The 24,727-nt window shown below is 64.4% G+C and carries 23 protein-coding genes; 5 read left to right on the top strand and 18 right to left on the bottom strand.

Annotated features, from left to right (window positions below; all coding sequences use genetic code 11):
• The first annotated feature begins 64 nt into the window (after positions 1-64).
• A complete protein-coding gene (locus F623_RS0106465) occupies positions 65-727 on the top strand; it encodes an L-fuculose-phosphate aldolase (RefSeq protein ID WP_018861379.1) in 663 nt (220 codons plus the stop codon).
• Between the two features lies 1 nt (position 728).
• Here the strand turns inward: F623_RS0106465 and F623_RS0106460 are convergent, their stop codons facing one another.
• Entirely contained in the window at positions 729-1,277 is a 549-nt protein-coding gene (locus tag F623_RS0106460; RefSeq protein WP_018861378.1) for an NUDIX domain-containing protein, read from the bottom strand.
• A gap of 111 nt (positions 1,278-1,388) precedes the next feature.
• On the opposite strand from F623_RS0106460, the gene hspQ reads away from it, so the two are divergent.
• The 3 genes from hspQ to F623_RS0106445 are packed head-to-tail and all read left to right on the top strand — an operon-like array spanning position 1,389 to position 4,134.
• Positions 1,389-1,709 (top strand): heat shock protein HspQ, encoded by a 321-nt coding sequence (gene hspQ, locus F623_RS0106455; protein WP_018861377.1) that lies wholly within the window; start codon positions 1,389-1,391, stop codon positions 1,707-1,709.
• A gap of 41 nt (positions 1,710-1,750) precedes the next feature.
• Complete coding sequence (gene ilvD, locus F623_RS0106450) at positions 1,751-3,436, top strand: dihydroxy-acid dehydratase (RefSeq protein ID WP_018868219.1); 1,686 nt, start codon at positions 1,751-1,753, stop codon at positions 3,434-3,436.
• An 11-nt stretch (positions 3,437-3,447) separates the two neighbouring features.
• Positions 3,448-4,134 (top strand): rhomboid family intramembrane serine protease, encoded by a 687-nt coding sequence (locus F623_RS0106445; protein WP_018868220.1) that lies wholly within the window; start codon positions 3,448-3,450, stop codon positions 4,132-4,134.
• A gap of 4 nt (positions 4,135-4,138) precedes the next feature.
• Here F623_RS0106445 and galU read toward each other — a convergent pair whose 3' ends face one another.
• The 17 genes from galU to F623_RS0106360 form a co-directional block, all read right to left on the bottom strand.
• On the bottom strand, positions 4,139-5,029 hold the full coding sequence (gene galU, locus F623_RS0106440) for a UTP--glucose-1-phosphate uridylyltransferase GalU (RefSeq protein ID WP_018861374.1): 891 nt from the start codon (positions 5,027-5,029) through the stop codon (positions 4,139-4,141).
• A gap of 54 nt (positions 5,030-5,083) precedes the next feature.
• A complete protein-coding gene (locus tag F623_RS0106435; protein WP_018861373.1) occupies positions 5,084-5,368 on the bottom strand; it encodes a ComEA family DNA-binding protein in 285 nt (94 codons plus the stop codon).
• A gap of 63 nt (positions 5,369-5,431) precedes the next feature.
• Positions 5,432-6,163, bottom strand: a complete 732-nt coding sequence (gene pyrF, locus F623_RS0106430) for an orotidine-5'-phosphate decarboxylase (protein ID WP_018868221.1) — start codon at positions 6,161-6,163, stop codon at positions 5,432-5,434.
• A gap of 23 nt (positions 6,164-6,186) precedes the next feature.
• Positions 6,187-7,413: a tetratricopeptide repeat protein gene (locus F623_RS0106425; RefSeq protein WP_018861371.1), complete on the bottom strand. Its 1,227-nt coding sequence runs from the start codon at positions 7,411-7,413 to the stop codon at positions 6,187-6,189.
• A gap of 220 nt (positions 7,414-7,633) precedes the next feature.
• Positions 7,634-7,951, bottom strand: coding sequence for a lipopolysaccharide assembly protein LapA domain-containing protein (locus tag F623_RS0106420; protein ID WP_018861370.1), 318 nt, complete (start codon positions 7,949-7,951; stop codon positions 7,634-7,636).
• 5 nt (positions 7,952-7,956) lie between these two features.
• Positions 7,957-8,253: an integration host factor subunit beta gene (locus F623_RS0106415; RefSeq protein WP_018861369.1), complete on the bottom strand. Its 297-nt coding sequence runs from the start codon at positions 8,251-8,253 to the stop codon at positions 7,957-7,959.
• 101 nt (positions 8,254-8,354) lie between these two features.
• On the bottom strand, positions 8,355-10,025 hold the full coding sequence (gene rpsA, locus F623_RS0106410) for a 30S ribosomal protein S1 (RefSeq protein WP_018868222.1): 1,671 nt from the start codon (positions 10,023-10,025) through the stop codon (positions 8,355-8,357).
• Between the two features lie 82 nt (positions 10,026-10,107).
• Positions 10,108-10,815 carry a (d)CMP kinase gene (cmk, locus tag F623_RS0106405; RefSeq protein WP_018868223.1) on the bottom strand — a complete coding sequence of 236 codons (708 nt, stop codon included), beginning with the start codon at positions 10,813-10,815 and terminating at the stop codon, positions 10,108-10,110.
• Positions 10,812-12,116, bottom strand: a complete 1,305-nt coding sequence (gene aroA / locus F623_RS0106400) for a 3-phosphoshikimate 1-carboxyvinyltransferase (protein WP_018861366.1) — start codon at positions 12,114-12,116, stop codon at positions 10,812-10,814. Before aroA ends, cmk begins: the two co-directional genes overlap by 4 nt.
• Before the next feature lie 3 nt (positions 12,117-12,119).
• The gene (locus F623_RS0106395) at positions 12,120-13,001 is read right to left on the bottom strand and encodes a prephenate dehydrogenase/arogenate dehydrogenase family protein (protein ID WP_018861365.1); all 882 of its coding nucleotides are present in this window, start codon (positions 12,999-13,001) and stop codon (positions 12,120-12,122) included.
• Positions 12,998-14,155 carry a histidinol-phosphate transaminase gene (hisC, locus tag F623_RS0106390; RefSeq protein WP_018861364.1) on the bottom strand — a complete coding sequence of 386 codons (1,158 nt, stop codon included), beginning with the start codon at positions 14,153-14,155 and terminating at the stop codon, positions 12,998-13,000. The genes F623_RS0106395 and hisC overlap by 4 nt, the downstream gene beginning before the upstream one ends.
• Positions 14,156-14,452: 297 nt before the next feature.
• On the bottom strand, positions 14,453-15,511 hold the full coding sequence (gene pheA / locus F623_RS0106385) for a prephenate dehydratase (protein ID WP_026279351.1): 1,059 nt from the start codon (positions 15,509-15,511) through the stop codon (positions 14,453-14,455).
• A gap of 60 nt (positions 15,512-15,571) precedes the next feature.
• Entirely contained in the window at positions 15,572-16,735 is a 1,164-nt protein-coding gene (locus F623_RS0106380) for a 3-phosphoglycerate dehydrogenase family protein (RefSeq protein ID WP_018861361.1), read from the bottom strand.
• A 35-nt stretch (positions 16,736-16,770) separates the two neighbouring features.
• On the bottom strand, positions 16,771-17,856 hold the full coding sequence (gene serC, locus F623_RS0106375; RefSeq protein ID WP_018861360.1) for a 3-phosphoserine/phosphohydroxythreonine transaminase: 1,086 nt from the start codon (positions 17,854-17,856) through the stop codon (positions 16,771-16,773).
• On the bottom strand, positions 17,853-20,465 hold the full coding sequence (gyrA, locus tag F623_RS0106370; RefSeq protein ID WP_018861359.1) for a DNA gyrase subunit A: 2,613 nt from the start codon (positions 20,463-20,465) through the stop codon (positions 17,853-17,855). The genes serC and gyrA overlap by 4 nt, the downstream gene beginning before the upstream one ends.
• A gap of 141 nt (positions 20,466-20,606) precedes the next feature.
• A complete protein-coding gene (mtnA, locus tag F623_RS0106365) occupies positions 20,607-21,683 on the bottom strand; it encodes an S-methyl-5-thioribose-1-phosphate isomerase (RefSeq protein WP_018861358.1) in 1,077 nt (358 codons plus the stop codon).
• A gap of 12 nt (positions 21,684-21,695) precedes the next feature.
• Positions 21,696-24,047, bottom strand: coding sequence for a DNA internalization-related competence protein ComEC/Rec2 (locus tag F623_RS0106360; RefSeq protein ID WP_081616581.1), 2,352 nt, complete (start codon positions 24,045-24,047; stop codon positions 21,696-21,698).
• A 113-nt stretch (positions 24,048-24,160) separates the two neighbouring features.
• Between F623_RS0106360 and F623_RS0106355 the strand changes: the two genes are divergently transcribed.
• Positions 24,161-24,727, top strand: coding sequence for a DUF2062 domain-containing protein (locus F623_RS0106355; protein WP_018861356.1), 567 nt, complete (start codon positions 24,161-24,163; stop codon positions 24,725-24,727).

Genomic DNA, 24,727 nt, shown 5'->3' with positions numbered 1-24,727 from the left:
CCCCGAGCGATCCTTCGAGCCTGTCGCGATACAATCCGGCTTTCACCCATCCGCCAGGATCCCAATGCCTGCCACCGATGAACTGGCCCTGCGCCAGGCGATTGTCGACACCGCGCTCGAGACCAACCGGCGGGGACTGAATCAGGGCACTTCGGGCAACGTCAGCGCGCGCCTGGGCGATGGCATGCTGATTACCCCGTCCGGCATGCCCTACGAATCCCTGGGCCCCGAGGACCTAGTCGCCGTCGATGCCAGCGGCCACTGGCCCGACCACCAGAAGCCTTCCAGCGAGTGGCATTTTCATCGGGCCATCCTGCAGGCGCGCCCGGAATTGAACGCCGTGGTGCATGTTCACTCGACCTATGCCAGTGTTGTCGCAATTCAGGGGCGTGATATCCCCGCCCTGCACTACATGGTAGCGGCCGCCGGGGGCAACTCGATCCGCTGTGCCCCCTATGCCACGTTCGGAACGGAGCAGTTGTCACGTTACGCAGTGGACGCGTTGCAGGATCGCCTCGCGTGCCTGCTGGCCAATCACGGCATGATCGCGACCGGCCCGGATCTTGCTCGCGCCCTTTGGCTCACCGAGGAAGTCGAGCTGCTTGCGCAGCAGTATGTGCTGAGTTTGCAGATTGGCGGCCCGCAGCTCCTCGGCGACGAGGAGATGGCGCGCGTACTGGAGAAATTCCGGGACTACGGACCGCCCCGGGCCGCGCAAAACAGCTGATCTACAATCCGCCCAGCGGGCTCGCAGACTCCGGGGCGCTCATCGGCGCAAATTCATTCAGGTGGCGCGTTTGCTGGTAGTGCCGCAGGGCCCAGGATACCGACGGAAATGCCAGCTCTTCGGGCAGGTCATTGAAGTCGAACAACGCGACCTCCTCGGACTCGGGTCCCGGCGAGACATCCTCACTGAGCAGTTCGGCGCGATAGATCATCTGCACCTGTCCAATATGCGGCAGGCTGTAGACGGCTAGAAGGCGATCGATACGCAATTTGGCGCGCGCTTCTTCCCAGGCCTCGCGCTCGGCGCCCTGCTCTGTCGACTCGCCAAGCTCCATGTATCCTGCAGGTAGCGTCCAGTGCCCCTTGCGGGGATCAATCGCCCGGCGGCAAAGCAGGACCCGCTCCGCCCATGTGGCGACGACGCCCACCACGATCCGCGGGTTTTCGTAATCCACGAAGCCACAGTGAGAACAGATTTTGCGTTCGCGATCATCATTCTCGGGCACGGCCCGGTGGAATTCGGGGTGAGGGATGCTGGCGTCACGGGACATGGTATACGGTCGCTTTGCGGGTTCATGACCACGCGCCGGAACGTGAGACCCGGGCGATGGTCTTTTCTGACAGACAGTGATTCACGTAACAACCGCCGCCAGGGGGCAGCGATGACACAGGGAACACAGTTCACCGTGGGCGAGCTCGTCCACCATAGCAAGTTCGGCTACCGCGGTGTGATCGTCGAGGTTGATCCGGTCTTTTCCGGCTCGGACGAATGGTATGAAACAGTGGCCAGAAGCCGGCCACCCAAGGATCAGCCCTGGTACCACGTGCTGGTGGACGGCTATTCCCACAGTACGTATGTCGCCGAACGGCACCTGGAGGCGGACACCTCCGGTCAGCAGATCGACCATCCGGCCCTCGGCCGGTATTTCGATCATTTCCTCAACGGGCGCTATTGCCGGGGGAGCAATTCGCGCACCCACTGAGTCCACCCTTCTCCGGCCGAACCACAGGACCAGGACAAACGATGACCCAGGACAACCGCCGCAGCCGCGTCGTCACGGAAGGCCCACGCCGCACCCCCAACCGCGCCATGCTGCGTGCGGTAGGCTTCCGCGACGAAGACTTTCGCCGCCCGATCATCGGCATCGCAAACGCCCACAGCACCATCACGCCCTGCAATATCGGGATCGGGGCCCTCGCCGAGCGTGCGGAAAACGCCGTTCGCAAGGCTGGTGGCATGCCGCAGACCTTCGGCACCATCACCATCTCCGACGGCATTTCGATGGGCACGCCCGGCATGAAGTACTCACTGGTGTCGCGCGAGGTGATTGCCGATGCCATCGAGACGGTCGTCAACGGGCAGAGCCTGGACGGGCTATTGGCCACCGGCGGCTGCGACAAGAACATGCCCGGTGCCATGATGGCCATCGCCCGGCTCAATGTGCCCGCGATCTTCGTCTACGGGGGCACGATCAAGCCAGGCCACTACAAGGGGCAGGACCTTACGATCGTCAGTGCATTCGAGGCGGTGGGCCAACATGGCGCCGGGAAGCTGTCCGATGAGGATCTGGCCGGCGTGGAACGCAATGCCTGTCCGGGCGCAGGCTCCTGTGGCGGCATGTTCACCGCCAACACCATGTCCAGCGCCTTCGAAGCGATGGGCATGAGCCTGCCCGGCTCATCGACGCAGGCCGCGGAGGATCCGGAAAAAGCCGAGTCCGCCGCCCGTTCGGCCGAAGTCCTGCTGGAGGCGATCCACGCCGACCGCAAGCCCCGGCACATCCTGACCCGCGAGGCTTTCGAAAATGCCCTGGCCGTGGTCATGGCCGTGGGCGGTTCGACCAATGCCGTGCTTCATCTGCTGGCCATTGCGCACTGTGCCAACGTGTCGTTGAGCCTGGACGATGTGGAGCGCATTCGCCGCCAAACGCCCGTCCTGTGCGACCTGAAACCGTCCGGCCGCCATGTGACAACCGAATTTCATGCCGTCGGCGGGACCCCCCAGGTCATGAAAATCCTCCTGAACGGCGGTTTGCTGCACGGCGACTGTCTGACCATTACCGGCCAGACCCTGCGCGAGGTTCTGGCGGATACACCCGATGCGCCCCTTCCGGACCAGAGCATTATCCGCACGCTGGATGCGCCCCTTTACCCGCAAGGACACTTGGCGATCCTGAAGGGCAACCTGGCCCCGGAAGGCAGCGTGGCCAAGATCACCGGGCTCAAGTCCACCTCGATCCGGGGACCGGCACGGGTATTCGAATCCGAAGAGGAATGCCTCGACGCAATCCTGTCAGGCAGGATTCAGTCGGGCGACGTGATCGTAGTGCGCCATGAAGGCCCACGCGGGGGCCCCGGAATGCGCGAGATGCTCGCGCCAACGGCGGCAATCATCGGTGCGGGCCTTGGCGACTCGGTTGCGCTGATCACCGACGGTCGCTTCTCCGGAGGAACGTACGGCCTCGTCGTCGGGCATGTAGCGCCCGAGGCGGCGCAAGGTGGGCCCATTGCCCTGGTGCGCGAGGGCGACACCATCGAGGTCGATGCCGGCTGCAATCGCCTGGCGCTCGAAATACCGGAAGACGAACTGGCCCGGCGACGCAGCGCCTGGCAGGCACCCCCACCGCGATTCGATCGAGGTGTCCTCGGGAAATACAGCCGGCAAGTCGGGTCCGCCAGTCGCGGCGCGGTCACCGACGACTTCCGCTAACCCCGGCCCCGATGACGCACCCGGACCCTCGCCACCCCGACTTCAGCATGATGCCGCCGGTGATTGGCTTTTTGCTGATCACCAACGTCGCGCTTTTCCTCGCCTTGCCCTGGCTGGGTGAATGGCTGATGACCCATTTCGCCCTGTGGCCCATCGGCACGCCGTCGATGATCCACCAGGACGGCCAGTGGCTGCGTGTCCCGGATTTCCAGCTCTGGCAGCTCTTGACCTACGGCTTTCTGCACGGTGGCCTGGTCCACCTGTCGGTGAACATGTTCGCCGTCTGGATGCTGGGGGTGCAGATCGAGAACGCCTGGGGATCTCGCACCTTCGCGTTGTACTTCCTGATCTGCGTAATCGGTGCGGGGCTCGTACAGCTCGTGGTCACCGCCTACGGCGATAATGGCATGGTCTACCCCACCGTTGGGGCCTCCGGGGGGGTGTTCGGGGTCTTGCTGGCGTTCGGAATGATGTTTCCCAACCAGCGGCTCTATCTGTTCTTCCTGCCCATCCCGATCAAGGCGAAGTACTTCGTCATTGCCTATGGCGCGCTGGAGCTCTACCTGGGGATATCCGGCACCCTCGCGGGGATCGCACACTTCGCACATCTGGGCGGTATGGCGTTCGGATTTCTCGCCATTCAGTACTGGCGCGGCAGACTCCCGATCCGTCCACGCCAGCGAAGGTTCTGGTGGTGAGCCTTCAGGAGGCGCTGGCGCGGGATTTCAGATAGGCGGCAAAGTCATCCTTGAGCTCCGGATGCATCAGCGCGAACTCCACTGTGGCCTCCAGATAGCCCAGCTTGCTCCCACAGTCGAATCGACGACCGGCGAAATTCAAGGCTGTTACGCGTTCTTCCTGAAGCAATTTCGCGATTGCGTCGGTCAACTGGATCTCGCCACCCGCCCCGGGCTCCTGCTCGGCCAGCAGTTCGAAGATACGCGGCGTCAAGATATAGCGGCCCACGACCGCGACACTGGAAGGCGCGTCGGCCGGCTCGGGCTTCTCCACGATCCCCCGCACATCCCAGGTACGAGGACCCGTTTCCACCGGATCGATGATGCCGTATTGATGGGTACGGTCCGCGGGAACCTCTTCCACGCCCAGCACACTGCAGCCATGCTCGGCAAAGGCATCAACCATCTGTTTGGTGGCGCCACCCTGCTCTTCCTCGATCAGGTCGTCCGCCAGGATCACCGCGAAGGGCTCGTTGCGCACCACCGGGCGTGCACACGCCACCGCATGGCCCAGCCCAAGCGCTTCCGCCTGACGCACGTACACGCAGGTGACATTGGGCGGCACGATGTCGCGCACTTGCTGCAGCATCTCGGTCTTGCCGCGTTCCTCAAGCTCCGTTTCAAGCTCGTAGGCCTTGTCGAAATGGTCGGGAATGGAACGCTTGTTACGCCCGGTCACGAACACCAGCGTCTCGATACCAGCCCGCACGGCCTCCTCCGCTGCATACTGGATCAGCGGCTTGTCCACGATCGGGAGCATCTCTTTGGGGTTGGCCTTGGTGGCCGGCAGAAAGCGGGTGCCCATGCCCGCTACAGGAAAGACGGCGGTACGGATCGGCGGAATATTCGGGTTCATCCTGGCTCCAGGCGGAAAAGGCGACGGGCGTGCTGCCCGCCGCCCGCGATCGGGCTACTCGATCTCGATGCGTTCGAGATTCATCTCCACCGTGCGCTCGCCGATGCCGGACACCTCCGTGAGCGCCTGAACCGAGGCAAACGGACCATGAGCTTCACGATGTTCGACAATCGCCTCGGCCTTGACCTGGCCAATGTTGTCCAGCGTCGCGAGTTCCTCCGCCGTCGCCGAGTTCACATCCACCGGCGCCTGCCCCCCCGAAGCGGTGACCAGCGCCAGCGGCAGCACGCACAGGGCGGCAAAGAACCAGCATTTCACACAGTAGATCGCATTCTTCATAGTAACTGCTCCATGTTGAGTAATGACCGGCGCAACCCTTGCGCCAAGGCCATCCTAACGGGATCAGTGGCTCTCGAAAACCCTCTCCAGGCGATGTGCGAATTCGGTCGCAGCCACGGCCGGATCTGCTGCGCGGGTGATGGGTCGCCCCACTACAATGGCACTGGCCCCGGCCTTGAGGGCACTTTCGGGCGTCATCACCCTGCGCTGGTCGTCCCCTGTGGCATCCGGGAGTCGAATGCCGGGGGTCACCAGCATCGGCCCCGAGCCCAGTTCCTCGCGCAACATACTCGCCTCCTGGGCCGAGCATACGAGCCCCTCGAGCCCGGCCTGGGCGATGGCCAGATTGCCCAGCAGGCGGACCTGCGCCTCCGGGTTTCGCTGTAACCCGGTCTCGCGCAGTGTCTGCGCATCGCTGGAGGTCAGGACGGTAACGGCCAGAACGGCGGTGTGATCATTGACCTCGCGGACTGCCTCGTGGGCGGCCTGCATCATTTGCAAGCCACCGCTGGCGTGCACATTCACCAGCCACACGCCGGTACGGGCCGCCGCGCGGCAAGCCGCGGCAACCGTATTGGGGATGTCGTGAAACTTGAGGTCCAGGAAAACGCGGAAGCCGAGGTCGTGAAGCCTGCCCAGCAGATCGGGGCCGGCCACGACGAACAGCTCGAATCCGACTTTCAGTGCGCACAGCGACGGATCGAGGCGCTGCGCGAGTGCGACGGCGCTGTCGGCATCGGCAAAGTCGAGTGCAACAATCAGGCGAGGCGCTGGCGAGTGATCGACTGTTGGCATGAATGTTCCTGCTTGTGTGGGTATCAGCGTGTCCCTTCCCGGACCAGCGCATCTTCGGCTTCCTCGGTGCTGGCGTCGAGTTCAAAATCCAGCCCCCGCAGGGTATCCCAGCGGCGACAGCTGGGACATTGCCAGACGTGGGCGCGACCCTGATAGCCGCAGTTCGTGCACTGATACAGGTGCTGACTGCCCAGCTGATCGGATAGCGCCTTTTCGAACGCGGCGAACTCTACGTTGTAGTCCTGCACCGCAGGGAGAATCTTCATCCACCGTACGGCCTCGAGCAAGCCCGAAGTCGGCACCGGGCGCTGGGACAGGATCATTCCGAGCTCTGAGAGCGCGGCGTCCAGTCGCCCCGTACGTCGGTACAGGCGCATCAGCGCGATGCGGGCGACCGTGATGCCACGGCTGTTCGCCAGATCCTCCAGTGTCTGCTCCAACTGACCCAGACGGTTTTCGCCCGGCAGAGCCTGGTGCAGCCGTTCGAGCCGCGGCACCACTAGTGGAGCAAGCTGTGGGGTACGTGCGACAGCCTCACGCCCGTAGGCGATCGCATCAGGAATGCGCTCTTCCCGCTCAGCGATCTCGGACTGAATCAGCAGGGCCCGCGACAGACCGCGAACGAGCTCCTCCGCCTGTGCGGCACGCTCGGCCGCAACCGTTCGATCGCCACGTTCCAGCGCAATGGTGGCCAACTCGCAATGATAGTGCGCGATCAGCAGGTGTTCGTTTGGCACATCAAGCGATTTCAGCCGCGTCCCCACCTCGATCGCACGCTCCCATTCCCGCTGGGTCTCATACACGTGTTGCAGGCCCTTCAAAGCCCTTACCGCCTGATGCGGTGAGTCCGCGAGTTCGCGGAAAACGGCTTCGGCCCGATCCAGCACACCGGCAAGCAGGAAATCCTGCCCCAGTTCACACAGCGCCTGCGCACGTTGCTCGTCCTTCAACGAGGGGCGTGCCACCAGATTCTGATGAATCCGTATGGCTCGATCCACTTCACCCCGGCGTCGAAACAATCGGCCGAGAATCACATGCGTTTCAAAGGTTTCGTGATCGACCTCCACCATTTCGATGAACGCCTGCAGCGCATCATCCGTCCGGTCGTCGAGTAGATACCGGACACCTTCCAGGTAGCGATGAAGGGAGGGTTCCTGGTCCTCCTGGTCTTCAGGGTGGATACGGCGCGCCACCCACCAGCCGCTCGCAGCGGCCACGGGCAACAGCAACCAGAACCAATCATTGATCACGGGGTACTCCCAGAGATGCCGACCAACGCAGATGCAGCCTTCCGGCTAGTGCACCAGAAGGCAATGGGGTCGACGAAGCAGGCACGCGCTGAGGGCTATACGATTCGGCCCGACCACCGCAAGGTACCGGGCTCATGTAGCAGGTCCGAAAGACACCCTCCGTGCCTTTTCCGCGCACAGGATGCTCTCCATCGCGGGCCTGCACCTTGCTCAGGGCCCCTTAGTAGAAGTCCCGCATCGGGGCCGTACGCATCTGCTCGACCTCGGTCTTCAGTGCGCGATTCTCTGCACGCAGATCCGCGATCTTCTGGTTCAGTCGACGAATGCGGAGTAGCAGGATCGACGCGGCAACCACCACGCCTACGAGCGCGGATATACCCAGCAGGACTACCAAAGGTGCCTGTACGTCCATCCACGGCAGGCTGAGGGTCACCTGCCCCTCATTGAACACTACAAGAATACCGATCGCCGACGAGATCATGATCAGCAAGGCAAACGCGACTGCGTTCCGGACCTGCTGGCGCCTTCGATCGGACATCCCGACTACTCGTCGACGAGCGCGGGAGTGTTGACCCGTTCTCGCAATTCCTTGCCGGGCTTGAAGTGCGGGACGTGCTTGCCCGGCAATGCGACCCCTTCTCCGGTCTTGGGGTTTCTTCCCAACCGCGGGGGACGGAAATGCAGGGAAAAACTGCCGAAACCACGAATCTCGACTCGCTGGCCGTGCGCCAGGGCCTGACTCATGCGCTCCAGCAACGCCTTCACGCACATCTCTACATCCCGAGCGGGCAGGTGAGGCGATTTCTGGGCGAGGCTTTCGATCAATTCCGATTTGGTCATCTCACGCTCGTCACAGACAGGTAAGGAGGAGCCCGCTACAGGCGGAAAAAAAAACAGTCCACGGCATCCACAGGGATACCGTGGACTTTATTGTGACCGAATTAGTCGTTTTTGCCCATCTGTTCCTTAAGCAGATCACCCAGGGAGGTCGTCGCGCCGCCGCTGTTGGAGTAGTCGGAGACCATCTCCGCCTCTTCGGCGCGGTCCTTCGCCTTGATCGACAGGCTGATCGCACGGGTCTTCTTGTCCACACCCATGAACTTGGCCTCGACCTCTTCGCCAACGTTCAGCACGGTACGCGCATCTTCCACACGGTCCTGGGAGATGTCGGCCGCACGCAGGATGCCGTCGATTCCGTCGGCCAGCTCGATCACGGCGGCCTTGGCGTCCACTTCCTTGACCGTGCCCTTCACGATGCTGCCCTTGGTGTGCTCGGCCACGAAGTTGGAGAACGGATCGCGGTCCAGCTGCTTCAGACCCAGGGAGATACGCTCGCGCTCCGGATCCACCGACAGCACCACGGCCTCGACCTCGTCGCCCTTTTTGAAGTTGCGGATCGCTTCTTCACCGGCCTCGTGCCAGGACAGGTCGGACAGATGGATCAGGCCGTCGATGCCACCGTCCAGGCCGACAAACACACCGAAATCGGTGATCGACTTGATCTGGCCGCGGACCTTCTCGCCACGGTTGTGGTTGGCGGCGAAGTCGTCCCACGGGTTCGACTGGCATTGCTTCATGCCCAGCGAGATGCGGCGGCGCTCTTCGTCCAGGTCCAGGATCATCACCTCGACCTCGTCGCCGATGGCCACGACCTTGCCCGGATTGACGTTCTTGTTGGTCCAGTCCATCTCGGACACGTGCACCAGGCCTTCCACACCGTCTTCGATTTCGACGAAGCAGCCGTAGTCGGTGATGTTGGTGACCTTGCCAAAGATGCGGGTGCCGGTCGGATAACGGCGGGTGATGTTCTCCCACGGGTCCTCGCCCAGCTGCTTGAGGCCCAGCGACACACGCATGCGCTCGCGGTCGAACTTCAGCACCTTGACTTCGACTTCCTGGCCGATCTCGACCACGTCGGACGGATGCTTCACGCGCTTCCAGGCCATGTCGGTGATGTGCAGCAGGCCGTCGATGCCACCCAGATCCAGGAACGCACCGTAGTCGGTCAGGTTCTTCACGATACCCTTCACGACCGCGCCTTCCTGCAGATTCTTCAGCAGCTCTTCGCGCTCGGCGCTGTACTCCTGCTCGACCACGGCGCGACGCGACACAACCACGTTATTGCGACGGCGATCCAGCTTGATGAGCTTGAATTCCAGCTCCTTGCCTTCCAGGTACGCGGTATCGCGCACCGGACGTACATCCACGAGTGAACCGGGCAGGAACGCACGGATGTCTCCCAGCTCGACGGTGTACCCGCCCTTGACCTTGCCGGAGATCTTGCCGGTGACGTACTGCTCTTCTTCCATCGCACCTTCAAGACGATCCCAGGCCTTGGCCCGCTTGGCCTTCTCGCGCGACATGCGCGTCTCGCCGAAACCGTCTTCGGGGGTCTCGAGGGCCACTTCGACGACATCGCCGACCTTGACCTCGAGCTCGCCCTCGTCGTTCATGAACTGCTCGGTGGGGATGACCCCCTCGGACTTCAGGCCGGCATTGACCACGACCACATCCGGGGTGACCTCAATGACGGTGGCACTGAGGATGGCACCCGGCTGCATCTGGGTGTAGGCCATGCTCTCTTCGAGCAGTTGCGCGAAACTTTCACTCATGGATTTAAAAACCTGTGATTAAACAAACTCTTGAAGAAACTTCCTACAAGAGGGTTTGAACGTTAATGTACCCGCTTCGAGGCTATCCCTCGATTCGGGGGCTTTGTTCCGGGAGTACGTCCCGGAGGCGCTCCAGGATCATTTCCACCACGCTGACGATGTCGAGTTCCGTAGTATCCAGCACCCAGGCATCTTCGGCGGGCTTGAGGGGGGCGACGCTACGCTCGCGGTCGCGGCGGTCACGCGCCTCCATCTCATCCTGAAGGGCGGAAAGATTAGCACTAAGTCCTTGTTCCTTCAACTGCATGTAACGCCTGCGCGCCCGCTCCTCCGACGAGGCCGTGAGGAAGATCTTGAGGTCCGCATCCGGGAACACCACGGTGCCCATGTCGCGCCCGTCCGCGACCAGCCCCGGGACCTGCGCAAAACCCCGTTGGCGGTCCAGCAGGGCTTCACGTACCGCGGGCAGCGCGGCGACCTGCGAGGCGTCGGAGCCGGCCTGTTCGGTGCGCAGCAGCACGTCCACCGGCTGGCCTTCCAGCAGGGTTGTCACCCGAGTGGCATCGCGGTCGATGTCGAAGCTGACATCCAGGGACGCGGCCAGGCGTTCCAGGCCGGCAATATCGGTCAGCTCGACCCCGTGCTGGCGCGCCGCGAGACCGAGTAGCCGATACAGCGCGCCGCTATCGAGCAGATGCCATCCCATTGCCGCCGCGACACGCATGCACACGGTCCCCTTGCCGGCGCCTCCGGGACCGTCAATGGCGAGTACCGGAACTGCCGCCGTCATGCGGCCTCCAGCGACAAGCCGGCGGCACGGGCGAGATCCACGAACCCGGGGAACGACGTGGCGACGTTTGCACAGTCGCGGATGCGTATTGGTGCGCGGGCCCGCAGGCCGGCCATTGCGAAGGACATTGCAATGCGATGGTCGCCATGGCTGTCCACCTCCCCGCCCGAGAAGCCGTCGCCGCCATGGATACGAATCCCGTCCGGCTGCACCGTGCATTGCACGCCCAGCGCCTGAAGACCATCGGCCATTACCTGGATCCGGTCGCTCTCCTTGACCCGCAGCTCTTCCGCGCCGGTCAGGACCGTCTCGCCCTCGGCACAGGCGGCCGCCACAAAGATGGCCGGAAACTCGTCGATCGCCAGCGGCACCAGCTCGGTCGGGATGTCGATCCCCTTGAGGCGCGTGGCGTACACCTCGATATCAGCCACCGGCTCGCCGCCGGCTTCACGCTCGTTCTCCACGCGGATATCCGCACCCATCAAGCGCAGGATGTCGATCACGCCCGTTCGGGTCGGATTGATACCCACATGTTCCAGGCGCATCTGCGAGCCCTCCGCGATGCTGGCCCCGACCAGAAAGAACGCGGCCGAGGAGATGTCCGCCGGGACATCGACCAAACCGGCTTGCAAACGCCCACCCCCGGTAACGCACGCCTTTGGGCCATCCCGGGTCACGACGCACCCGAAACCATTCAGCATGCGCTCGGTGTGGTCCCGGGTGGGAGCGGGCTCGGTCACACAGGTTTTCCCTTCTGCCCATAGCCCCGCGAGCAGGATCGCGGACTTGACCTGTGCACTGGCCACCTGCAGCACGTGATCGGTGCCCCGCAGCTGCGCCCCGCCATGAATGCGAAGAGGCGGGGTACCCGCCTCGCTGGTCTCGATCTGCGCACCCATGCGGGCCAGGGGCTCGGTGACCCGGCGCATCGGGCGACGCGTCAGGGATGCATCGCCCGTCAGTTCGCTATCAAACGACTGTCCCGCAAGCACCCCGCAGAGCAGCCGCATAGCGGTCCCGGAGTTGCCCATGTCCAGCGGGCGATCCGGCGCCTTAAGACCCTGCAGTCCCTGCCCCTGGATCACGACCTCGCCGGGACCCTTGCGCTCGATCGACACACCCATCGCGCGAAAGGCCTCCAGTGTCGCCAGGCAGTCGGCCCCTTCGAGAAAACCGCTGACGCGGGTTTCGCCCTCGGCCAGCGCGCCCAGCATGATCGAGCGGTGCGAAATCGACTTGTCGCCCGGCACACGGACAACACCGGAGAGCGAGCCCCCCGGCTGTACGGTAAAGGTCTTCATGTTTCAGGTATCCAGTTGTGCATCCGCCGGGTCGCAAAAGCGATCCCGGGTTTCCTTTGCATGCCGAAAGCGCGCCTCGATCGCGGACCCGTCGGCGGACTCGATCATCCCCCGCAGTTGTTCCAGGTCACCCTGATAGCGCTCGATGACCTCGAGGATCGCCGCGCGGTTGGCCAGACAGATATCGCGCCAGACGACCGGGTCCGACGAGGCAATCCGCGTGAAATCGCGAAACCCGCCGGCCGCATAATGGAAGATCTCGTCACGTTCGCTCATATCCGAGAGCGACGCCACCAGCGTGTAGGCCAGCACATGTGGCAGGTGGCTCGTAGCCGCGAGGACCCGGTCGTGGTGGGCGGGTGTCATGAATTCCACCCGCGCACCGGCCGCCTGCCACATCTGTGCAACGCGATCGCTGGCCATCGGATTGGTCGCATCCGCCGGAGTCAGGATCACCAGCCGCTCCCGAAAGAGACTGGGGAACGCCGCCGCCACCCCGCTCTTCTCGGTCCCGGCGATCGGGTGGCCGGGCACGAACTGGCGTGGCGTGGTGCCAAAGCCCTCGGTCACGGCGTCGATCACGGCCTGCTTGCTCGAACCGACGTCCGTCAATGGGCTGTCGTCCGGCCAGCAGTCGGCCAGGTCGCGTGCCAGCGGGCCCATTGCCCCCAGTGGCACAGCCAGTACCCCGATATCTGCCCCTTCCGCGGCCTCCGCCACCGAGGTAGTCCAGCGATCAATTACGCCCAGGCGCTTGGCCTCGCGCAGGTTGTCCGCATTGCGCGAACAGCCCACGATCTCGCGTACCGCACCCGCCTCGCGCAAGGCGAGTGCGAGCGATCCACCGATCAGGCCAACTCCGAAGATGACCAGGCGCTCGATCATGCCAGGGCCCGATCCAGTGCCTGCAGGAAGCGTTCGTTGTCGTCGGCCGTGGAGACCGTCACCCGCAAATGCCCGGGCAGCCCATAGTTCTCCACGGGACGAGTGATCACACCTTCGCGTTGCAGCGCCTCGTACACCGGCCCCGCATCACGTCCGGTGTCGAAGGTGATGAAGTTGCCCACCGACGGGATCGCGCGCAGCCCCCGCTCACGCAGGCCCTCGTCCAGCTGCGCCAGGCCCTCGCGATTCACCCGCACCGAACGCTCGATATGGGCCGAGTCCCCCAGCGCGGCGAGGCCCGCGGCCTGGGCGACGGCATTCACATTGAACGGCTGGCGCACGCGATTGAGCAGCTCCGCGACCGCGGCCGAACTGATGGAATACCCCAGGCGCAGGCCGGCAAGGCCCTGAATCTTGGAGAACGTGCGGGTCACGATGAGATTCGGGTAGCGCGCGACCCACTGGGTGGTGTCGGGATAGTCTTCCTGCTCGACATACTCCGCATACGCCTCGTCGATTACCACGAGTGTGGTGGCCGGCATCGCTGCCACAAAGGCCTCGAGCGCCGCACGCCCGACCCAGGTCCCGGTCGGGTTGTTCGGATTGGCCACGAACACCACCCGCACGGTGTCATCCACGGCTTTCTGCATCGCCGCTAGATCGTGCCCATAGGGCTGTTCGAGGTCGGTCGCAGGCAGTGCCTCAACCACCCGTGCCTCGGCCCCCACTGCCTGGGTAACCAGCGGGTAGACCGCAAAGGCATGAGCCGAAAAAACCGAGGTCCGACCGGGCGCCAGCCACGCCCGCGCAATCAGTTCCAGAATCTCGTTGGACCCATTGCCAAGGGTTATGGCGTCCGGTTCGACACCATGCCGGGCTGCCAGCGCGGCCTTCAGTTCAAAACCTGCCCCGTCGGGATAGATATGCGCCTCGCACATCGCCGCGCGTCCCGCCTCCACCGCCTGGGGCGAGGGCCCCAGCGGATTTTCGTTGGAGGCCATCTTGATCGCCTGTTGGATGCCCAGCTCCCGCTCGAGCGTCGCGATTGGCTTGCCCGGCTGGTAGGGCGTCAGGCCCCGAACGCCATCCACGGCAAGCGCGGCGGCATCAAAGCCACCCGGGTTCTGGTCGGACACGGGGTTGCGTGAAGCCATGGAATGTCTCGGTTAGGGGAACACTGATTCATGCACGCGCTCGCGCTCGAGTCGCTTTTGCGTGCGAACAAGGCGCGGTGACTGCCGTGCAGTCATTCTGCACAAAGGAACCGCAACGCCGTTCCCGCGCCCGTCTTTGATAACAACGGGCGGCCGAGCCCCTTGGGGTTGGTACCCCAGGTTCCCCGATCCTGCGTTGCGCCGCTTGCCGGTAGAACCACTACCGGCTGCGCACCGCGCCTTGTCTCGGAAAACCTGGGGTATCAACGCGAGCGTGTGCATGAGTCAGTGTTCCCCTCAGGTAGCGGCCTGAGGATAGCTCCCCAGCACCTTGACGGTATCGGCGGTCTGTCGCAGCTGTTCCAGACAATCGTGGATTGCCGGATCCTTCTGATGCCCCACCAGATCCAGGAAAAACACATAGGTCCACTGAGTGCAGCGTGAGGGCCGCGACTCGATCCGGCTCAGACTGATGCCCGCTTCGGCAATCGGCTTGAGCAGTGAATACAACGAACCGGGCCGGTTCGCCGTACTGAGCATGATCGAGGTCCGGTCCGCGCCGCTCGGCTCGGTCGCCGCAGTCCCGATGATCAGAAAGCGGGTGGTGTTGTCGGCACGATCTTCGACATGCTGAACCCGCAGGGGCACGCCATAGTGCTCGGCGGCCACGCGGCTGGCGATCGCTGCACTGTCAGGATCGTTCGCCGCGACCTCGGCGGCCCGCGCGTTGGACGAAACCGCCTCGCGCTCCGCATGCGGCAGGTGGGTATCCAGCCATTGTCGGCACTGCGCCAGTGCCTGGGCATGCGCGCGGACGCGGCGAATCTGGCCAAGGTCCTCGGCCTGTGCCAGCAGATGATGATGGATCGGCGTCACGACCTCACCACAAATCTGCAGCGGGGAATCCAGGAAACAGTCGACGGTGTGCGTGACCACGCCCTCGGAGCTGTTCTCGATCGGCACCACGCCGAACTGCGCCCGCCCTGCCTCGACCGCCCCAAATACCTGATCGATCGAGGTCAGCGGGCTCGTCTCTACCGCGTGCCCGAAATGCTTGCGCGTCGCCAGGTGGGTAAATGTCCCTTCCGGACCCAGATAGGCAACCGTCAGTGGATGCTCAAGCGCCAGGCACTCCGACATGATCTCGCGAAACAGCCGCGCGACCGCCTCGCCGGACAATGGCCCGGGGTTTTCATCGCGCACGCGACGCAGGATCTCGGCCTCGCGCTCCGGGCGGTAGAACACCGGGTGCCGTTCGACCTCGCGCTTGACCTGCGCCACGGCCTCAGCGCAGCGGGCTCGTTCGCTGAGCAGTTGAAGCAGCTGGCTGTCCAGTGCATCGATACGGCCGCGCAGAGAACCGAGGTCTTCCGCCCCGGGTACGGCTTTCGGCGATGACCCCTTGTCCGTCACGATCTACAACACCCGCGCGCGAAGCACGCCATCAATCTGCAACAACGCATCCAGCGTAGAAGGATCCGGCGTCCCGTCCACATCCAGCAGGGTATACGCCAGATCCCCACGAGAATCGTTCATCAGGTGCAGGATGTTCAGATTGGATTCACCCAGTACATGGGAAATCCGGGCCACCCGATCTGGAAGATTCCGATTCACGACCGCGATCCGGGTGTCGCCCTTGCGGTCGAGTACCAGGGTCGGCAGGTTCACCGAATTCACCACGTTGCCGTTCTCGAGATAGTCCCGCAGCTCGTCGGCAATCATCATCGCGCAGTTTTCCTCCGACTCGGTCGTCGAGGCACCGAGGTGAGGCAGCGTAATCACCCGCGGGTGATTCAGCATGTTCGGCACCGGAAAGTCCGTGATGTAGGCATGCAAGCGCTCGGAATCCAGCCCCTCGCGCACGGCCTCGTCATCGACGATGCCTTCGCGCGCCAGGTTGAGGACCATTGCACCCGGGTTCATACCGGCCAGCCCCTTGGCATTGACGATATGGCGGGTGTTCTCGGTCAGCGGAACATGCACCGTCACCGCGTCCGCGCCTTCCAGTGCCGCCTCCACGGAGCGCGCGCGTTCGATATCCGAATCGAGGCGCCAGGCGTTCTCGACGGTCACCTTGGGGTCGAAGCCCACCACTTCCATCCCCAGGGCCTTGGCGGCATTGGCTACCCCCACACCGATGGCGCCCAGCCCAAGCACGGCGAGCTTGCGCCCGGGAAGCTCGAACCCGGTGAAGCGCTTCTTGCCGTGCTCGACTGCGGCCATGAAGTCGTCCTTGCTTGGATCCAGCTCCTGCACATACCCCGCCGCCGGCAACAGGTTGCGAGCGCCCAGCAGCAACCCGGCGATTACCAGCTCCTTCACGGCATTGGCATTGGCCCCGGGGGCATTGAACACGGCGACGCCACGATCGGACAGAGCCGCCACCGGGATGTTGTTCACCCCGCTGCCCGCGCGCCCGACGGCCAGTACGGAATCCGGGATTTCCACGTCGTGCAGGTTGAACGAGCGCAGCATCAACGCGTCGGGCTGGTTAATGTCCGAGGCGACCTCGTAACGGTCCCGTGGGAAGCGGTCCAGCCCGCGTACGGCGATATTGTTGTAGGTCTGTATGCGATACATCCGGGCCCTCCGTGATCGATTATCCAGCGCGAGGTTCAGGCGTGGCGGTTCTCGAAGTCCGCCATGAACTCGATCAGCGTGTCCACGGCGCTTTCCGGTACCGCGTTGTAGATGCTTGCACGCATACCGCCCACCGAACGATGCCCCTTGAGCGACGACAGGCCGGCGGCATCGGCCTCGTTCAGGAATGTCCCGTCCAGGGAGTCATCCGCGAGGATGAAGGGCACGTTCATCCACGAACGCGCATCCGGCTCGACCGGGTTGCGATAAAAAGCCGAGTTATCCACGAAATGATAGAGCTTCTCGGCCTTGCGCTGGTTGATCTCGGCCATCTTTTCCAGTCCGCCCTGCTCCAGCAGCCACTCGAACACCAGCCCCGCCAGGTACCAGCCGAACGTGGGCGGGGTGTTGTACATGGAGTCGTTCTTTGCCTGAAGGGCCCAGTCGACCACTGCCGGAAGGTTCGCATTCGATTCCTGCTCCAGCAGGTCGTTGCGAACGATCACCACAGTCAGCCCGGCGGGCCCGATGTTCTTTTGCGCGCCGGCATAAATCACGCCGAACTTCGACACATCGATCGGACGCGAGAGGATGGTGGAGGACATATCTGCCACCAGCGGTACGCCGCCGACATCCGGGACCTCGTGGAACTCGACGCCACCGATGGTTTCGTTCGGCGTGTAATGCACATAGGCCGCATTCGGGTCGAGATTCCAGCTCTCGCGCGATGGGATCGAGGCATATCCAGTGGCCTGCGAGCTGGCGACGATATTCACAGGACCAAACTTCTGGGCCTCCTTGATCGCCTTGCCCGACCAGGCTCCGGTGTCGATGTAGTCCATCGGCTTGCCGCCCGGCTGCAGGTTCATCGGGATCGCCGCGAACTGGCCGGTCGCTCCGCCCTGCAGAAACAGCACGCTGTAATTATCCGGAATGTTCATCAGCTTGCGCAGGTCCTGCTCGGCCTTCTCGGCGACCTCCATGAACGGCTTGCCGCGATGGCTCATCTCCATCACGGACATGCCCGCGCCATGGAAATCGATCAGTTCGTCGCGCGCCCGTTCCAGGACGGCCTGCGGCAGGGCTGCCGGCCCCGCACTGAAGTTATGCACTCGGCTCATTCCGGATCTCCGTTGTCCGTCGTGTTCTGAGTAGGTTCCGGGGCATTCTCCGCCCCCGCGTCATCCAGATCTTCGTCCTCGCCCTGTAGCTGCTCCACCCGGGCCAGTTCCACCAGGCGCTCGCCCTCGTCCAGACGGATCAGCCGCACGCCCTGAGTGTTGCGCCCGATCAACGGGATCTGGTCCACCGGCGTACGCACCAGGGTCCCGCCCGTGGTGATCAGCATCGCCTCGTCGTCTTCCAGTACCCGCGCGGCCCCGACCAGCGGTCCGTTGCGTCCCTCGGTCTGGATCCCGATTACGCCCTGGCCACCCCGACGGTGGACCGGGAATTCGTCGAAGCGGGTCCGTTTACCGTAGCCGTTCTCGGTCGCCAGCAGGGCCGCACCCTCGGCGACATTCAGCAGCGCAATGACGCGATGCTCCGGTTCCATGCGCACGCCGCGCACGCCACAGGCGGTACGCCCCATCGGCCGCACGTCGTTCTCCGAGAAGCGCACCGCCTTGCCCGCCGTAGTGACCAGCATCACGTCCATCTGGCCATCGGTGAGCGAGACGTCCACCAGGTAGTCGTCGTCGCGCAGATCCACCGCGATAATCCCGGTGGAGCGCCGGCGCGAGAAGTCCGTCAGCGGTGTCTTCTTGACCGTGCCGCGCGCCGTGACCATGAACACGTAATGATCCGGGTCGTACTCGCGCACCGGCAGGATCGCATTGATTCGTTCGTCGGATTCCAGCGGCAACAGATTGACGATCGGCTTGCCTCGCGAGGCCCGCGAGCCCTGCGGCAACTCGTAGACCTTCAGCCAATAGACGCGCCCGCGGCTGGAGAAGCACAGCACCGTGTCATGTGTGTTCGCCACCAGCAACCGGTCGACAAAGTCCTCTTCCTTGAAGCTGGCGGCCGCCTTGCCGCGACCGCCTCGGCGCTGCGCGCGGTAGTCGGCCACTGGCTGGTACTTCACATAGCCGGCGTGGGAAAGCGTCACCACGACGTCTTCCTCGCCGATCAGGTCTTCCAGGGTCAGGTTGGCCTGGCGCTCGCGGATCTCGCTGCGGCGTTCGTCACCGAACTGTTCGGCCACGCCCAACAGTTCGTTGCGGATCTCCTGCTGCAGCCGGTTGCCCGAGCCCAGGATGTCGAGCAGGTCGTCGATCAGGTCCAACAGCTCGCGGTATTCGTCGAGGATCTTGTCCTGCTCCAGCCCGGTCAGGCGGTGCAGGCGCAGGTCCAGGATCGCCTGGGCCTGGGCTTCGGACAGGCGGTAGCCGTCGTCGCCCACGCCGTATTCCGGCGCCAGGTCTTCCGGCCGCGAGGCGCTGGCACCGGCCCGGTCCAGCATGTCGCTGACCACTCCCAGCGGCCAGCTGCGTGCCAACAGGCCGGCCTTGGCCTCGGCCGGATTGGGGGCCGCACGGATCAGTTCGATGACCGAGTCGATGTTCGCCAGCGCGATCGCGAGGCCTTCCAGGATATGGGCGCGCTCGCGCGCCTTGCGCAAATCGAAGATGGTGCGGCGGGTGACCACCTCACGGCGATGCCGCAGGAAGGCCTCCAGCACCTGACGCAGATCCAGCACCTTGGGCTGGCCGTCGACCAGCGCGACGATGTTGATGCCGAAGACATTCTGCATCTGCGTATGCATGTACAGGTGGTTCAGTACCACCTCGGCCATCTCGCCGCGCTTGAGCTCGATGACCAGGCGCATGCCGTCCTTGTCCGACTCGTCGCGCAGCTCCGAGATGCCATCGATGCGCTTTTCCTTGACCAGCTCGGCGATCTTCTCGGTCAGCCGGGCCTTGTTCACCTGGTACGGGAGTTCGGTGACAACAATCGCCTCGCGCTGGCCGCCTTCCAGCGGCTCGACATGCGACCGCGCCCGGATCAACACTCGACCGCGGCCGGTGCGATAGGCCTCGCGCACGCCTTCCACGCCGTTGATGATCCCCGCCGTCGGGAAGTCCGGGCCTGGTACGTGCTCCATCAGGCCATCGATGGAGATGTCCGGGTCATCGATCAGCGCCACGCAGGCGTTAATCACCTCGCCCAGGTTGTGCGGCGGGATGTTGGTCGCCATCCCGACCGCGATCCCGGCCGAGCCGTTGACCAGCAGGTTGGGAAACTTGCTCGGGAGGACCGCCGGCTCCTGTTCGGAGCCGTCGTAGTTATCGATGAAGTCGACCGTTTCCTTGTCGATGTCGGCCAGCAGCTCGGCCGCGATGCGCGCCATGCGCACCTCGGTGTAACGCATGGCCGCCGGGGAATCACCGTCAATGGAGCCGAAGTTGCCCTGCCCGTCGGCCAGCATGTAGCGCATCGAGAACGGCTGTGCCATGCGCACGATGGCGTCGTAGACGGCGGAGTCACCATGCGGGTGATACTTACCGATCACGTCACCGACCACGCGCGCCGACTTCTTGTACGGCTTGTTGTAGTCGTTGCCCAGCTCGCGCATCGCGTAGAGCACGCGGCGATGGACCGGCTTGAGACCGTCACGGACATCGGGGAGGGCCCGGCCCACGATTACGCTCATGGCGTAATCGAGGTAGGACTGCTGCATCTCGTCTTCGAGATTGACCGGGAAGATTTCCTTGGCAAATTCAGCCATCGAGAGTTACGCCGTCCGTCTGAACAAGCTCGCGATCATACCACAGGGGTAACCACTGGGACCTAGCAAATGGGCCTGAAATCGCCCCTCTGTGGCTCTCAGCAGAGGTGCGCCCGTGTGAAACGGGGTGATTCTGGCTCGTCAGCCCGTCAGAACGGCGTCCTGCATCGCCACACCCTGGCGCAGGGCCTCCAGCTTGTCCCGGTCCGGGCACTCGACCACGCCATGCTCGGTCACGATCGCGTCGACCAGATGCGCCGGCGTAACGTCGAACGCCGGGTTGTAAGCACGTGCGCCAGCGGCGGCGACGCGCACCCCCGCAAGTGCCAGGACCTCATCCTCGGCACGCTGTTCGATCGGAATGCCCTCCCCGTCGGGCATGTCGAAATCGATCGTCGACAACGGAGCGGCCACCATAAAACGAACGCCATGCGCACGTGCCAGCAGGGCCAGCCCATAGGTACCGATCTTGTTGGCCACGTCGCCATTGGCGGCGATACGGTCGGAACCGACAACCACCCAGCCCACGCGCCCGGAGCGCAGCAGACTGGCCGCCGCCCCTTCGCACAACAGCTGCACAGGGACGCCGTCGCGCACGAGCTCCCAGGCCGTCAGGCGGCTGCCCTGCAGCCACGGGCGCGTCTCGTCGGCAAATACCTCGGTGATCCGTCCGTCGTCCCAGGCCGCGCGGATCACCCCCAGGGCCGTGCCATAACCCCCGGTGGCCAGCGAGCCCGTATTGCAGTGCGTGAGCACCGCCCGCCCCGGCTCGATCAAGGCGGCGCCATGACGCCCCATGCGGCGATTCCCCGCGATGTCTTCGTCCAGCATCTGTCGGGCCGCGGCGGTGGTCGCGTCGATGGCCATCTCGACATCCGTCGCGGCATCGACCTCCCGGGCCATGCGGTCCAGCGCCCAGAACAGATTCACCGCCGTGGGCCGCGAGGCACGCAGGCGCTCCATGTCGGCAGCCACGCGTTCGCGCCAGTCATCCCGCCCGCGAGCCTTCTGGCAGGCGAGCACCACCCCGAAAGCCGCCGTGATACCGATGGCGGGCGCACCGCGCACGACCATTTCGCGTATCGCGGTGGCCACTTCGCCCGCATCCGTATAGCACTGGCGCACGGTCTCGCGCGGCAGCAGACGCTGGTCCAGCAGATAGAGGTTGCCGTCTTCGAACCGAATCGGGCGGATCGTGTCCGAGTTGTAGTCTGTCATTCCTCTATTCTATCAGTGCCGCCGTGATTCACCGATGTCCTGCTCGGGCTTGGAGGATATTGGATGCCAGAATCGCGTACGTGCCTGCCCCATGGCGGGTACCTGATCGAGTTTCGTGCTTGTCGCCGACAGCGCCCCGCTCCGCCCCGTCTCGAACAACTGGATGCCCCGCTGCTCCAAGCGCCCCCGTACCTCGGCCGGCAATCCGGCCCCGCTCTCGGTGGTCGCGGCCCAGACCTGACCGGGCGGGAACTGCTCCAGCCAGTCTCCCTGTAGCGCGCGCGGGTTCGATGTCCTCGGGGCCACCAGCAGATCGACCGCAAACCCCGGGTTCTCCCGACGCATCACGGCCTCGCCCAGGCCATCCAGCCCACCCATGACCAATAAGGTGGCACCCTCGCCCTCCACCCGGAGCACGCAGGACGCGGAAGAGTCGTCATTCCACCCCGATGGTGGATGGAGCACCTCGAAGCGCACGCCGTCCCAGGTCCACTGTTCCCCCTTTACGCATGGATCATCGGCGCTGTTTTTCGCAGGACTGCGCCGCAGCGTGCGCTCCACGGGCATTTGCTCGCGCACGGCTACTACGCCCCCCGCATGCCCCGCGTTCTCGTGCGTCACCAACAGGGCGTCCAGCGAACGGATGCCATTCGCGCGCAGGGCGGGCACCACAACACGGTCGCCAGCACTGAAACCGCCCTCTCGCCCCGGTCCCGCGTCGATCAGCAACGCGCGCCCTCGGGTCTGCACGATGGTGGCCTGCCCGGCCCCCACGTCCAGCACCTGAACACGCCACTGCCCGGCTGCGAGATCCGGGCGCAAGGGTGCCACCAGCGCGACTGCTGCCACAGCGACCCACGGCATCAATCGCCGCGCTAGCGGTTGCAGGGCCAGCAGCACCGCCACAGCACCCAGCAGGGCCGCGGCCACCGGCACATGACGCTGATCGACCAGCAAGGGGATCCCGGCCAGCGCCTCGAGCGTCACTACAAGCAGCGCCAGCAGGCCGTCTCCCACACCCAGGAACAGCCCCCCGCCGGCCGGCCACCACCCGGCGAGCAAGGCCCCGATCAACAGCAAGGGGAGAATCAGCAGCGTCACCATGGGCACCGCCACCAGGTTCGCCACGGGTGCGATCCAGGATCCCAGCTGAAACCAGGCCAGACTAAGCGGCAGCATCGCCACCGCCAGAACGACCTGGATACGCAATCCTTCACGCCATCCGGTCGCCCCGATCCGCCCCTGCAACAACAGCAGAATCACGGCGACCGCGCCGAACGAGAACCAGAAGCCCGGGGCCAGCACGCTTGGCGGATGCACGATCAGAACCATGGCGGCAGCCAGTGCCAGCGCTCGCCATGCGACACCCTCGCGGCGGGAAAGCAGCGCCAGGGTGAGCGCGACCAGCATCAACAGGGCCCTCTGGGTCGGGATGCTGAACCCCGCCAGCATGGCATAGCCGGCGGCGGCCAGGAGACCGGCGACGCTCATGAACAGCCACCGCCGCACCCGTCGCAGCGGTGCCAACCCGGACCACAACCACCCGGCCACACCCCCTGCGAACCCTGCGACCAGGGCCACGTGCAGACCCGAGATGGCCATCAGGTGATTGGTTCCGGTGTGGAGAAATGCCTGCCACTCGTTCTCGGTCATGGCCTGGCGATGGCCGATAACCAGGGCCTGCACCAGTCCCGGATGCCGTAAATCGGGCGCCGCCCGCTCGAGTCGATCCCGCATTTCAGCCCGCAGGCGGTGCATGATTACGCGGCCACTCGTCTCTTCCTGCACGCCTGCCAATGGTGTCACCGAGCGGGCAACAGCGCTCCCGTGCACCCCCTCGCGATAGAACCAGCCCGCCACATCGAAACCCCCGGGGTTACGCGGCCCTTCCACACCACGCAGTCGCAGACCCAGTTGCAGTCGGTCACCCGCCTCTATCGCCGGTCGGGCCGGAAAGGTACTAACCCGAAGTTCGCGTCCATCCAGTGCCAGCCCGGAGGCTGTCTGATCGGTTTCCGACACGCGAACACGGAAGCGACTGCGCCGCTCCCCGTGCTCCGGCAAATTGACCACTTGTGCCCGAACCGACACATCTTTTCCCGACCACTCGGGACCGACAACCTTGTCCGACCAGTCCGCCGCGTATGGGGGCGCCAGCCACGCACCCGCAAGCAAGCCCAGCAGGGCAGCCGGCAACCATGTGAATGGAGAACCTCGTCGGGCAGCCCAGAGCCAGGCAAGCGTAGCCAGCACCCCGGCCAGGGGCAGAACCACCGTGAACGGGCCCACGAGAGCGGCAGGCACCAAAGGGGGTTGGTGAAAAAACCATATCCCCGCGATCAGAGCCAGTACTGCGGCCATCATGGCACGCGATACCATCCGGGGAGCACAGGAATCCTCTCCCCAGCCGTCAGTCCCAGCAGGTAGGATGCACGCTCAGGATTGGGCTGGCGAGAGTCCCACAGGCACCCAGAGACATGGCAAAGCACATCATCAGAAGGCTGTTTCCCGGCATGGAGGGCGTGCGCGGCCATCGCGCACTTTCCCCGCTCGGGCCGCGCCTGCGGTCTCCGGATCTGTGGCATCTGAACCGCCGCTCCGTGGCTGGTGCGTTTGCCGTTGGGCTGTTCGTGACCTTCCTGCCAATTCCCATGCAGATGCTGGTCGCCGCAATCGTCGCGCTGATTGTGCGCGTCAACCTGCCCATCTCGGTGATCCTGGTCTGGATCTCCAACCCGATCACCATGCCCCCCATGTTGTATATGGCCTATACGGTCGGTCGCAAGCTGCTGCGAGAACCGCCTCGCGACGTCCATCTCGACTGGAGCTGGGAATGGTTCAGTACCGAACTGCTGACCATCTGGCAGCCGCTACTGCTCGGCAGCCTGCTGTTCGCGACCCTGGCCAGTCTGTCTGGCTATCTGCTGGTGCGCGTGCTGTGGCGGGTCAACGTCGTGCAACGCCTGCGCACCCGGCGCGCACTGCGGCGGTTGCGTCAGGAGCGGGAAAGGGAAAAGTCAGAAGAAGACGATCCGAACCGATAG

Origin of the sequence: Thioalkalivibrio sp. ALD1 (genome assembly GCF_000381245.1) — a bacterium.
GTDB lineage: Bacteria > Pseudomonadota > Gammaproteobacteria > Ectothiorhodospirales > Ectothiorhodospiraceae > Thioalkalivibrio.
This window is presented reverse-complemented; position numbering and strand designations above follow the sequence as displayed.

Coding starts and splice junctions, on each gene's coding strand:
- F623_RS0106465 (WP_018861379.1), top strand. CDS start 65: ATGCCTGCCACCGATGAACTGGCCCTGCGCCAGGCGATTGTCGACACC.
- F623_RS0106460 (WP_018861378.1), bottom strand. CDS start 1,277: ATGTCCCGTGACGCCAGCATCCCTCACCCCGAATTCCACCGGGCCGTG.
- hspQ (WP_018861377.1), top strand. CDS start 1,389: ATGACACAGGGAACACAGTTCACCGTGGGCGAGCTCGTCCACCATAGC.
- ilvD (WP_018868219.1), top strand. CDS start 1,751: ATGACCCAGGACAACCGCCGCAGCCGCGTCGTCACGGAAGGCCCACGC.
- F623_RS0106445 (WP_018868220.1), top strand. CDS start 3,448: ATGACGCACCCGGACCCTCGCCACCCCGACTTCAGCATGATGCCGCCG.
- galU (WP_018861374.1), bottom strand. CDS start 5,029: ATGAACCCGAATATTCCGCCGATCCGTACCGCCGTCTTTCCTGTAGCG.
- F623_RS0106435 (WP_018861373.1), bottom strand. CDS start 5,368: ATGAAGAATGCGATCTACTGTGTGAAATGCTGGTTCTTTGCCGCCCTG.
- pyrF (WP_018868221.1), bottom strand. CDS start 6,163: ATGCCAACAGTCGATCACTCGCCAGCGCCTCGCCTGATTGTTGCACTC.
- F623_RS0106420 (WP_018861370.1), bottom strand. CDS start 7,951: ATGTCCGATCGAAGGCGCCAGCAGGTCCGGAACGCAGTCGCGTTTGCC.
- F623_RS0106415 (WP_018861369.1), bottom strand. CDS start 8,253: ATGACCAAATCGGAATTGATCGAAAGCCTCGCCCAGAAATCGCCTCAC.
- rpsA (WP_018868222.1), bottom strand. CDS start 10,025: ATGAGTGAAAGTTTCGCGCAACTGCTCGAAGAGAGCATGGCCTACACC.
- cmk (WP_018868223.1), bottom strand. CDS start 10,815: ATGACGGCGGCAGTTCCGGTACTCGCCATTGACGGTCCCGGAGGCGCC.
- aroA (WP_018861366.1), bottom strand. CDS start 12,116: ATGAAGACCTTTACCGTACAGCCGGGGGGCTCGCTCTCCGGTGTTGTC.
- F623_RS0106395 (WP_018861365.1), bottom strand. CDS start 13,001: ATGATCGAGCGCCTGGTCATCTTCGGAGTTGGCCTGATCGGTGGATCG.
- hisC (WP_018861364.1), bottom strand. CDS start 14,155: ATGGCTTCACGCAACCCCGTGTCCGACCAGAACCCGGGTGGCTTTGAT.
- F623_RS0106380 (WP_018861361.1), bottom strand. CDS start 16,735: ATGTATCGCATACAGACCTACAACAATATCGCCGTACGCGGGCTGGAC.
- serC (WP_018861360.1), bottom strand. CDS start 17,856: ATGAGCCGAGTGCATAACTTCAGTGCGGGGCCGGCAGCCCTGCCGCAG.
- gyrA (WP_018861359.1), bottom strand. CDS start 20,465: ATGGCTGAATTTGCCAAGGAAATCTTCCCGGTCAATCTCGAAGACGAG.
- mtnA (WP_018861358.1), bottom strand. CDS start 21,683: ATGACAGACTACAACTCGGACACGATCCGCCCGATTCGGTTCGAAGAC.
- F623_RS0106360 (WP_081616581.1), bottom strand. CDS start 24,047: ATGATGGCCGCAGTACTGGCTCTGATCGCGGGGATATGGTTTTTTCAC.
- F623_RS0106355 (WP_018861356.1), top strand. CDS start 24,161: ATGGCAAAGCACATCATCAGAAGGCTGTTTCCCGGCATGGAGGGCGTG.